Genomic DNA, 9,883 nt, shown 5'->3' with positions numbered 1-9,883 from the left:
GCATGTTTGCCGATCGGCAACGGTAAAATGCGCACGAAAAGAAACTTACCGCACACGGAGTCCCGGCCTCTTCCCTACGGCCGTCATCACGCCTGCCGCGCCATCGGCCTAGCAGTGTTGGTGCTGGCCTGCTCAGCCGTGCTTGTTGATACAGACAATGGACGCGACGCGTTCCAGCGCTTCCATCTCGGCGAGGATGCGGCGCCTTCCATCCGGTAGCTTTCACCCTCCGGCGTCAGGCTGATGCGACGCGTGGTCCGGTTATGCACGGCAGACCGATGATCCGACGGCTGTCCGGCCAAAATCGGCCTTTGACCTCGACGAAGCGAAGGACCGTTCTAAATCCATTTGCAGCCATTTGCCCGGGTAGCGTTTCGGGACACCCCTACGTTGTCGATGGCCTTGACTGAGCCTTAGTCGATCGCGGGCGTCGCGCCTGTCCCCACACTTTGCACTCCTCACGCACGCAAAGCCGGTGAGTAATTACACCGACGGGAAACTCGACGATTCTCCAGGAATCCCGACGCTCGCACTTTAACACAACACATGTTGTCTTAAATCGGATTGCGAGTTATTGTTCATGCATCGCGCCGGCCAGCGTCCATCACCGAGGAATGAAGGAGACTTATCATGCTCACCACCCAATCCCAACGAGAGGCGTTTCGCGAGGACGGCGCCGTACTTATAAGGAACTGCCTCGACCCTGTGCAGCTAGCCCAGTGCTACGAGGCTTTCAAGTGGAACGTCGCCAACCCGGGCCCATATCACTTCCGCTCGCTGGACGGCACCAGCCTGCAGACCCATATCGATAACGCCAATCCGGTAGTTAAGCAAAAGCTTGACGACCTGGTCACGACGCTGCCGTTCGTAAAGGTGTTCCAGGAGTTATGGGGCTCGGAGCATGTCTGGTATTTCGCCGAGGAGGTGTTCGCCAAGGAAGGCGGCAACAGCGGCCGCGGGCCGTGGCATCAGGACACCGCGAACCTGCCGTGGGCCGGCAAGCATTGGGGCAACGCGTGGATTACCTTCCAGGCCATTCCAAAGAAGAATTCGCTGGAGATCATTCGCGGCTCGCACCTCGGCATCCAGTACGACGGAGCCAGTTTCGCGAATGCCGATGACCCGACCGATCCGCTGTACGGCGACGGCACCCTGCCCCGCTTGCCGCAGATCGACAAGGAGCTCGCCGAAGACCCCAATTCCTGGGACGTGCTCTCCTGGGAGGTGACCCCTGGCGATGTCGTGTTCCTGCATCCACGTTCGCTTCACGGAGGAGCCGCCGTCGATGCCGCCTGCCCGACCCGGCACACGCTGGTGCTGCGCTTCTTCGGTGACGACGCCACGTTCCGCGCCCTGCCAATGTCGAACCCGCGCTATGCCCGCAACGGGCCGCTCTTCCGGGAAGAAATGGCCAGGCTCAATGAAGGCGAACCGTTCCGCTCGCCTGTCTTCCGCCAACTCGCCTGATCTCCCCTTGCACGGAGCAGCATCCATGAAACGACAAATGATCAATCCCGGCCTCACGCAGGCAAGGCACTACGACCAGCTTCACTTCTCTTCGGCAACCCGGGTCGGCGACATGATCTGGGTGTCCGGCCAGGTGGGCTTCGACCTGGCCACGGCCACGGTGGGCCAGGGAATGGAAGCGCAGGCCCGGCTGGCGTTTGAAAACCTGAAGGCGGTGCTCGAAGCCGCGGGAGCCAGCCTGGCCGACGTCGTGGAAATCATGACTTTCCACACCGACCTGCGCGGCGAGATCCAGGCGTTCGTGAAGGTCAAGGATGCGTACTTCCCCGACCGCTATCCCTCGTGGACAGGCGTGGGCGTAAGCCAGCTGGCACGCCCCGAGTTCCTGGTCGAGATACGCGCGATTGCAGTCGCCGGTTGCGGCGCCGGCTGACAGCCAGAAGCCGCGGCCCGTTTGCACACCTGGGTCGCGGCACAACATCCCCTAGAAAAAAGAACAGCGACAAAGCTGATGGAGACACAAACATGAACCGTCCTAATGCGGTCGTCAGACCGGACAAGCCAGCCAGCATTCTTGCGCGGCTTGACCGCTTGCCGGTAATGGCTTCCCACTATGTCTGGGCCGCGCTGCTTGCGGCCAACCTGATGCTGGAGTACTACGACAACGCCATCTTTGCCTACGCCAGCCCCACGATCAAGGCCCACACCAGCCTGAGCACCGAGCAGATCGGCTTTATCAGCAGCGCGTTCTTCATTGGGATGCTCGTCGGGGCGCTGGTGGGAGGAAGACTGTCTGACCAATGGGGACGACGCTCAGTCCTGGTATGGACCACCGTCTTGTACTCGCTGGGAGCGTTGGCGACGGCGTTCGCGCCGACCTACGAGACCATACTGGCCTCCCGCGTCGTCACGGGTATCGGCGTGCAGGCCGCCACATCGGTGCTGCTCGTCTATATCGCCGAGATGTTTCCCGGCAAGGCACGTGGCCGCTTCGTCTCCATCGTGACGTTCGGGTTCGTGGTCTCCGGCATCGGGGCTGCCGCGCTGGCGATGTTCTATCTTCCTCACAGCAGTAGCGAAGCCTGGCGCAACCTGTTCCTGGGGGGCAGCATTGGCCTGCTGATTGCTCCCCTGGCACGCTTCATCCTGCCGGAATCGGTGCGCTGGTGTGTCTCGCGCCGACAGTTCGACCGCGCCGATCGCATCGTAGGCGAGCTGGAGGCGCGCGCGCTGCGCCGCGGTCCGCTCGACGAACCCGCAATTGCCGCCATGCAACCGATTGCCGCAGCGCCCACGCTACGCGACCTCATCAACGACAAGGCCTTGATGCGAACCATAGCCGTGCTCACGCTAGGCTTCTTTGGCGCCAGCCTGGCCTACTACCTGTTCGGTCAATGGGGCGCCTACTCGCTCGTATACAGCCTCAAGTACTCCGAGGAACATGCGTACTACATCCAGTTCCTGTGGAACGTGACCTATGGCGCCACGCCCTTCGTCGCCATGCTGTTTCTCGACCGGTATGAACGCAAGTCCACCATCCTGGTCGTGTCCGTGCTCAGCGCATTGCCCTTGGCCGTGCTCGGCATCTCGGCCACCAGCTGGGTGGTGGTCGCCGCGGGGGGTCTTGCCGCCATCATCACCGGGCTCGTCGTCAACGCCTACTACACCTACATCCCGGAGGCGATTCCGACGAAGCTGCGCGCACTGGGCAGCGGGATCGTGATGTCTGGCGGACGCTTTGGCGGAGCGGCCGCCGGCGTGCTCGGCGCGGCCCTGTTCTCCTCAGGCGGCATGACCGGCGTGATGCTAGCGGCGGCGGCCTGCTACATCGTCTTCTCCATCCCCGTTGCGCTGTTCGGCCCCCGCACGACCAACCGCTCGCTGGAGGACGTTGCCGGTGACGATTCAGGCGCCGCCAACGGCGCGCGCCAGTGCCCGGACACGTCCATGGCTGCCTGACACGGCATTTGCGTCAAGCGCGGGTTGTTCCCGCCCGCATGGCTCACCAGACAAAGGAAAGCGGCAACGTGACCGAAGACTTCAAGACATATCGAACGCTGGGCGGCTGGATCGAAAGGCCGGCTGACCTGCAGCCATCGCTCGAGGGCCACACCAACGCCGATGTGGTCATCGTCGGCGGCGGCTTCGCCGGCCTCTGCGCGGCGCTGGAGCTTGCCCGGCAGCGCGTGAAGGTGGTCGTGCTCGAACGCGAGTTCTGTGGCCATGGAGCGAGCAGCCGCAACGCGGGCTATCTCGCCGGAGGGCAGGGACTCAAGTACGACCGCTTCCTCAAGCGGGCAGGCCATGACAAAGCAAGGCAGATCGTCCGCTTCTACGAGGACGGGGTCAGCTTTGCCGAAGGCAAGTTCGCTGAGCACGAGATAGACTGCGACTACAACCAGTCCGGATTGATCCGCGCCGGCATCGATCCCTCCCAGGACGCCAGGTTGCGCGACGACATGCGGATCAGCGCCGAACTCGGATGCCCGTCGGAATACCTGGACCAGGCCGAGATGCGCGCACGCGGCATCCCGCCAGCGTTCCTGTTCGGGAGTTACGTGCCGAACGGCGGCACCCTCGATCCCGGCAAGTACGTCCTGGGACTGCGGCGCGCGGCCCTGCGGGCGGGCGTGACGATCCACGAGAACACGCCGCTGCTTTCCTTCACCGAAGGACCGACCGTCAAGGTGCACGCGCCTCGCGGCAGCGTCAGTGCGCCGGTCATGATCCTGGCCACCAACGCCTATACGCCCCGGCTCGGCGCGCTTGCGGACAAGGTGGTGCCGTTGCGGCTCTCGGCCATGGAGACCGAACCGCTTTCCCCGGTACAGCTGGCGGCGCTTGGATGGCGCCGCCGCGAAGGCCTTACAACCATGCACTGGGTCATGGAGAGCCATCGCCTGACCGCGCGCAACACGCTGGTCTTGACGACCAAGCGCCTGCGCTACCCGTTCGGCTCGCGGACGCCCGAAGTGCCCGAGCACGACCAGTATCGTGCGCTGCGGATGGCCCTGCATGACCGCTTCCCGCCCTTGAGGGGCATCGCCATCCGGCGCTGCTGGAGCGGCTACATCAGCTATGCCGACGATGGTCTGCCGGTGATCGGCCGCACAGGAGCAGACCGGAACATTTACTACGCGGCGGGATGCTCCGGCCACGGCGTCGGCACACAGGGCATGGTCGGACACATGCTGGCGCAAGACATCCAGGGCCTCGGCAACCCGCTGCTTGCCATGCTGATGCAACATGCGCCGCCCGCGACGCTGCCGGAACCCCTGCGCTGGCTCGCCCTCAACGGCGCCCTGAAGGTCGCAAGCGGTCTCGATGAACGTTCGAACCGCAAGGCGCGCCGCGCATGAGGCAGCGTGAGAGGCGGCCTCGCAATTGCCGGGAGCCATCCTTTCCCGCCCACGCATCACCTGAAACTCAATACGGAAATTCCCATGACAGATCTGTACGACGTGGCCGTGATCGGCGCTGGCTTCGCAGGCGTGACCGCTGCGCGGGACCTCAGCATGGCAGGCCATTCGGTGCTGCTGCTCGAAGCGCGTGACCGGATTGGCGGGCGCACCTGGTGGGGCAAGGCGCTTGGCCTGGACCTCGATCTGGGCGGCACCTACGTGCACTGGACGCAGGCGCATGTGTGGCGCGAACTCAAGCGCTATGGCATCGGCCTGGCGACACCAATGCCGGTGACCAGGGCCTATTGGTACGCCGACGGCGTGGTACACACCGGAACATGGGAACAGCTCAACCAACTGGCCACGCCGCTGGTCGCACGCTTCTTTGCCGATGCGCGGATGCACTTCCCCCAGGTGGATGACCTGGCAGCCGCCGACGTCGGCACGATCGACAGGCAAACCATCGGCGACCGGCTTGACGCGCTTGAACTTTCGGCGTACGACCGCGACGTGCTGGTCAACGCGATGTCCATCCTGGTCTGCTCCGAACGCGAGCAAGGGCTCGCGCAACTGCTGTTCTGGTGCGCGATCTGCTTCGGCAACTGGAGCGCGTTCAAGGAAATCGCCGGGCACTGGCCGATCGAGGGCGGCACCGGTCGCCTGATAGGCGCCATGAGTGCCGAATCGAGAGCCGAACTGCGCCTCTCGACGCCAGTGGCCGCTGTCGATGACAAGGGGCACGAAGTCACGGTGACCACACGCGATGGACAGCGTATCCGCTCCCGGCGCGCCGTGGTGGCATTGCCTCTGAACATGCTGAGCGAGCTTTCCGTCACGCCTTCGCTGCCGCGCCCTGTGCGCGCCATGATCGAGCAAAAAAACCCGATCATGCCCAGCAAGATCTGGGTACGGGTCAAGGGCGAGATCGAGCCCTTCGTGATCTATGCACCGGCGGGCAAGCATCCCATCAACACCGCCCATGCCGAGCGGCGCGACCATGGCGATACGCTGGTGGTGTGCTTCTGTGCCGACACCTCGATGCTGGACGGCAATGACCGCGAGGCAGTACAGGAAGCCCTGCGGGACTTCATTCCTGACATCGAAGTGTTGGACACGGTCTGCCAGGATTGGGCGATCGACCCGTTCTCCAAAGGCGGATGGATGCATCACCGCCCCGGCAATCTCACGCAGGCTGCACCCTTGATGCGGCAGCCCCACGGCCGCATCCATTTCGCGGGCGCGGACATAGCGCCCATCGGGGTCGGCGGCATCGACGGTGCCATCGAGACCGGCGCCAAAGCCGCCATTGACGTCGCTCGCGCCCTGCGTGGCGAGCACCGGTTGTGATCCCGTGCTACGCGCGCGCCGCCCGTCCGCCAGGCTTCTGCTCGCCCGGCACGGGCGCAATCAGCACGGCCAGGGCATCGATGAGCGCCCGCATTCGCTTGGGCGTGAAGCGCTTGGGTTCGATCGGGTACATCATCATCCATCCATCCCCCATGGCAACGAGCTGGTCGGTGAGGATGTCCGCCGGAATATCGTTGCGGACCGTCCCCCGTTCCTGCGCGTCCTTGACAATGGCGGCGAGCAGGCGACGATAGCGCGCGTAGCGCCTGGTGATCACTTCCGCAAACGCAGGCTCGTGTCGTCCCTGCGCCAATAATTCCGATGTCGCCGGCCAGAACCGCGTGCTGCGGTCGGTCAGCCTGATCCAGCTTTCAAACGGGGCGAGGATGTCACCGCTTTCCCGGGCCGATTCCAGCATTGCGTCGAAACGGTCGAATGCGCTTTCCATCAGCGCCACGACCAGCTCTTCCTTGTTGGCGAAGTAATAGGTCACCGCGCCGGTGGTGTAGCCCGCATGCTTCGCCACCTTGCGCAGCGATGCGTTGGCATAGCCCTCCTGTGCGATCACCGTCGATGCCGCGCGCAGCAACTCCTTGCGCTTCGCTTCGCGGTCGCCGACCGGACGACCCCGGGTTGAGACCTGCTCGATATCGTCGTCGCTTTCCATTGTCTTGTTCTGTCTCTTGAGCATTTCGATCACCGGCTGCCGGCCTGGTTAGCCGCCAGATGCGTGATTTTACAGAATCATCGTTATGTTTTGATTTCACGTGGCCCTCTCCGGCTAGCTCCGCTCGGGCAAGTCCTATGCGCAGTCTGTTCCACCCAGGTAGTGTGCCGGCGTTCGCACGCCCCCACATAGCCACACCTGTGCCAGCTCATGGCGCCGCCAAGCAGGGAATACCCGGCCTTTTTATTTAACATTACGCTCGTTATTCTAATTCACGATTTGCGCGAATCGCCGACAGGTTTCAGGACGAGTGCGCGGCCGATGCGCTGCATGCGGCCGCCAGGCAACTGACAAACAAGGAGATCGTTGATGGATGCATTCAGGCGCTATGCCTCTGACAAGGATGGGGCTGTGGTCACGGCGGTGCCGTGCAAGCTGGCACGCGACTGGGGCAAGACGCCTGTTGTCGCACTGGCAGCTTTTGGTGTCTTCGCAGGCGCGGCGCACGCCCAGTCGTCCGTCACGTTGTACGGTACGCTCGATACCAATCTGGAATTCGACACCAACTTCAAGAGCGCCGGCAGCGGCTCGGCCCATCGATACGCGCTGAACGGCGAAGGACTGTCGGGTTCGCGTTGGGGCCTGCGCGGCGTGGAAGACCTCGGCAACGGACTGAGCAGCGTCTTCGTGCTGGAAAGCGGCATCGGCGCAGACGATGGCACCCTGCAGCAAGGCGGTCGCCTGTTTGGCCGGCAGGCCTTTGTCGGCCTGCAGAGCGCCACCTACGGCAAGATCACCTTCGGTCGCCAATACACCTCGATGCTGGAGGCACTGGCCAACTTCTCGCCAGCGGCGATGTCGAGCCTGTATGAGCCCGTGATCGCCCAGATCGGACCGGTGTACCGCGAGGACAACACCGTCAAATATTCGGGCACCTTTGGTCCGGTCAGCGTCGGGGCTCACTGGAGCTTTGGCACCGGCGGGAGCAGCGGCACCGTGGACCTGAGCCGCCTGGGTGGCCCGGGCGAGGTTCCCGGCCAGTTTCGCCGCGATACCGGCTTTGGCGCCCGGGCGTCCTATGCGGCGGGGCCATTCAGTGCCACCGTCACCTACGACCAGGTGAACCCGAGCATCGTCGGCAGTGGCGGCTTCGCCGGTACCGGCACATTCAAGAAGGCCGCAGCAGCAGCCAGCTACGCCCTCGGTCCAGCCATCTTCATGACTGGATACCGCTGGGGCATGTCGACTGCGCCGGGGCGGACACTGACGCGCGACAACTTGTACTGGGCGGGCATCTACTACGAGATGACGTCTGCGCTGAGCCTGACGCTGGACTACTACTACCAGACGTTCCGGTCCTCGACCTTGCCGGCGCTACGGCCTGCGGGCAATCCGAGGCAGTTGATGTTCATCGCCGACTACCGCCTTTCCAAGCGTACGGACCTGTACCTGACCACCGCTTACGCAAAGAATGCCGGCCTGTGCCTGGACACCGCGTCCATTGCGTTCAACAACGGCTATCAGCCCGCTGCCGGCAAGGACAGCATGTTCGGCGTCGCGCTGGGCATCCGCCACAACTTCTGAGCGCGACGGCAATCGTCAACCCGATGCCATCCCGATGCGGGCAGCTTCAGCGATCCGCATCGGGACATGATGCAAGGACGGCCACTACCGAAGTGGTCCCCCCGGGTATCTCATCCCACCCGGTAGACGCCGTCTTCGTTCACCTCGACCCGCCCGTCCGCCAGCAGTTCTGCCAGATGCCGGGAAATCGTACGGGTCTCGGCATCGACTACCCATGAGCCTTGAAAGCCCGGCGGATACAGTAGCCGCAGGTCGACCAGTTGTGCCAGTGTCTTTGGCGATTCCCGCAGCAAGGCCAGCAGGCGCTGTTCGCGTTGGTCCAGCTTGGCCGCATAGGCAGCGAGATCGCGCAGGAAGTGCTCACGATCGGTATAGACGCCCCGATGATGGGACGTAACCCACACCTTGGCCGGAACCTCGGGCAACCGTGCCAGGCTGCGACGGAAGTCCCCCAGGCTTGACCCTGCATCGCCATAGTAGGGCCCGAATCCAGTCAGGTCGATATCGCCCGTGAAAGCCACCCCCTCCGGTTCCACCAGGAGAACGGTATGGCCCGCGGTGTGCCCTGGCAGGTGGAAAGCCCGAATGCCGGTCTGCCCCAGATCCCAGCACGCACCGTCCACGTAGCCTTGCGCGTCGGGCCGCGGCGCATAGAAGAATTCACGCTGAAACCTGAGCAGGGTCTCCGATGCATACGCCGCATTACCGAAAGCGGCGACCATGCCATCCCAGCTCCTTGCCGCCGGCAAATCGCCTTCGTGCACATGGACCGATGCATCCGGCAGGCGATGCAATCCAGCCATATGGTCCTCATGCACATGGCCCATCACCACCAGCTCGGTGGCGTCAAACTCGGGGCCGATGTAGTTCGCGACAAGCGGCGTGTCGAAAGCCGCGCGGATCTCGGAGCCCCGTATCAATACCTGGTTGCCGTCGGGATACTTGCCGCTCTTCTCGCCGAAGAAGACCGAAACGCGCCCGAAATCCACGCGCTGGATATGTCGCTTCGTGCCGGAATTGCTGAACGCCGTGCTCATGTCGATCATCCTCGCCGGGCAGTCTTAGCGATTTCCGCAGCCGGGGCGTTCCGGTAGCGATCAGGTCAGGCTGCGCAGCTTTGTTGTCTGTCTATTTATAATAACACCAGTCATCAAAATAAGAGATGCCTGCACACGCGGCACAGACAGAACGTGGGATGTCGTTATAGACGTAGACGCCTTCCCGTCATGCGTCAGGATCATGCTTCGACCGCCTTGAACATGTCCTCGACCACCTTCTTGGCGTCGCCGAACACCATCATGGTCTTGTCCATGTAGAACAGCTCGTTGTCCAGACCGGCGTAGCCGGCGGCCATCGAGCGCTTGTTGACGATGATGGTCTTGGCCTTGTACGCCTCCAGGATCGGCATGCCCGCGAT

Annotated in this window: 10 protein-coding genes; 7 read left to right on the top strand and 3 right to left on the bottom strand. The window is 63.4% G+C overall.

Going from position 1 to position 9,883, the window contains the following annotated elements; genetic code table 11:
* The 6 genes from U9J39_RS29205 to U9J39_RS29180 form a co-directional block, all read left to right on the top strand.
* Nucleotides 1-219 (top strand): hypothetical protein (locus tag U9J39_RS29205; protein ID WP_326348779.1); only part of this gene is annotated, 219 nt, incomplete at its 5' end.
* 411 nt (nt 220-630) lie between these two features.
* Nucleotides 631-1,467, top strand: a complete 837-nt coding sequence (locus tag U9J39_RS29200; protein ID WP_326348778.1) for a phytanoyl-CoA dioxygenase family protein — start codon at nt 631-633, stop codon at nt 1,465-1,467.
* A gap of 25 nt (nt 1,468-1,492) precedes the next feature.
* The gene (locus U9J39_RS29195; RefSeq protein ID WP_326348777.1) at nt 1,493-1,900 is read left to right on the top strand and encodes a RidA family protein; all 408 of its coding nucleotides are present in this window, start codon (nt 1,493-1,495) and stop codon (nt 1,898-1,900) included.
* A 92-nt stretch (nt 1,901-1,992) separates the two neighbouring features.
* The gene (locus U9J39_RS29190) at nt 1,993-3,426 is read left to right on the top strand and encodes an MFS transporter (RefSeq protein ID WP_252666005.1); all 1,434 of its coding nucleotides are present in this window, start codon (nt 1,993-1,995) and stop codon (nt 3,424-3,426) included.
* Between the two features lie 38 nt (nt 3,427-3,464).
* Nucleotides 3,465-4,826: an NAD(P)/FAD-dependent oxidoreductase gene (locus U9J39_RS29185; RefSeq protein ID WP_326348776.1), complete on the top strand. Its 1,362-nt coding sequence runs from the start codon at nt 3,465-3,467 to the stop codon at nt 4,824-4,826.
* Nucleotides 4,827-4,910: 84 nt separating this feature from the next.
* The gene (locus U9J39_RS29180; protein WP_326348775.1) at nt 4,911-6,215 is read left to right on the top strand and encodes a flavin monoamine oxidase family protein; all 1,305 of its coding nucleotides are present in this window, start codon (nt 4,911-4,913) and stop codon (nt 6,213-6,215) included.
* A 7-nt stretch (nt 6,216-6,222) separates the two neighbouring features.
* On the opposite strand, the gene U9J39_RS29175 is transcribed toward U9J39_RS29180, so the two are convergent.
* The gene (locus tag U9J39_RS29175; RefSeq protein ID WP_326348774.1) at nt 6,223-6,906 is read right to left on the bottom strand and encodes a TetR/AcrR family transcriptional regulator; all 684 of its coding nucleotides are present in this window, start codon (nt 6,904-6,906) and stop codon (nt 6,223-6,225) included.
* A 345-nt stretch (nt 6,907-7,251) separates the two neighbouring features.
* Between U9J39_RS29175 and U9J39_RS29170 the strand changes: the two genes are divergently transcribed.
* Nucleotides 7,252-8,466 (top strand): porin, encoded by a 1,215-nt coding sequence (locus U9J39_RS29170; protein ID WP_326348773.1) that lies wholly within the window; start codon nt 7,252-7,254, stop codon nt 8,464-8,466.
* Between the two features lie 110 nt (nt 8,467-8,576).
* Here U9J39_RS29170 and U9J39_RS29165 read toward each other — a convergent pair whose 3' ends face one another.
* Nucleotides 8,577-9,503 (bottom strand): MBL fold metallo-hydrolase, encoded by a 927-nt coding sequence (locus U9J39_RS29165; RefSeq protein ID WP_326348772.1) that lies wholly within the window; start codon nt 9,501-9,503, stop codon nt 8,577-8,579.
* A gap of 200 nt (nt 9,504-9,703) precedes the next feature.
* Nucleotides 9,704-9,883 (bottom strand): NAD(P)(+) transhydrogenase (Re/Si-specific) subunit beta (locus U9J39_RS29160; RefSeq protein ID WP_326348771.1); only part of this gene is annotated, 180 nt, incomplete at its 5' end.

This window comes from Cupriavidus sp. SS-3 (assembly GCF_035818815.1).
GTDB lineage: Bacteria > Pseudomonadota > Gammaproteobacteria > Burkholderiales > Burkholderiaceae > Cupriavidus > Cupriavidus taiwanensis_C.
The sequence above is the reverse complement of the archived record's forward strand: the minus strand, read 5'-3'. Positions and strand labels throughout refer to the sequence as shown.

What these genes read in the sequence shown, in the direction of transcription:
- U9J39_RS29200 (WP_326348778.1), top strand. Translation starts at nt 631, where the DNA reads ATGCTCACCACCCAATCCCAACGAGAGGCGTTTCGCGAGGACGGCGCC.
- U9J39_RS29195 (WP_326348777.1), top strand. Translation starts at nt 1,493, where the DNA reads ATGAAACGACAAATGATCAATCCCGGCCTCACGCAGGCAAGGCACTAC.
- U9J39_RS29190 (WP_252666005.1), top strand. Translation starts at nt 1,993, where the DNA reads ATGAACCGTCCTAATGCGGTCGTCAGACCGGACAAGCCAGCCAGCATT.
- U9J39_RS29185 (WP_326348776.1), top strand. Translation starts at nt 3,465, where the DNA reads ATGGCTCACCAGACAAAGGAAAGCGGCAACGTGACCGAAGACTTCAAG.
- U9J39_RS29180 (WP_326348775.1), top strand. Translation starts at nt 4,911, where the DNA reads ATGACAGATCTGTACGACGTGGCCGTGATCGGCGCTGGCTTCGCAGGC.
- U9J39_RS29175 (WP_326348774.1), bottom strand. Translation starts at nt 6,906, where the DNA reads ATGCTCAAGAGACAGAACAAGACAATGGAAAGCGACGACGATATCGAG.
- U9J39_RS29170 (WP_326348773.1), top strand. Translation starts at nt 7,252, where the DNA reads ATGGATGCATTCAGGCGCTATGCCTCTGACAAGGATGGGGCTGTGGTC.
- U9J39_RS29165 (WP_326348772.1), bottom strand. Translation starts at nt 9,503, where the DNA reads ATGAGCACGGCGTTCAGCAATTCCGGCACGAAGCGACATATCCAGCGC.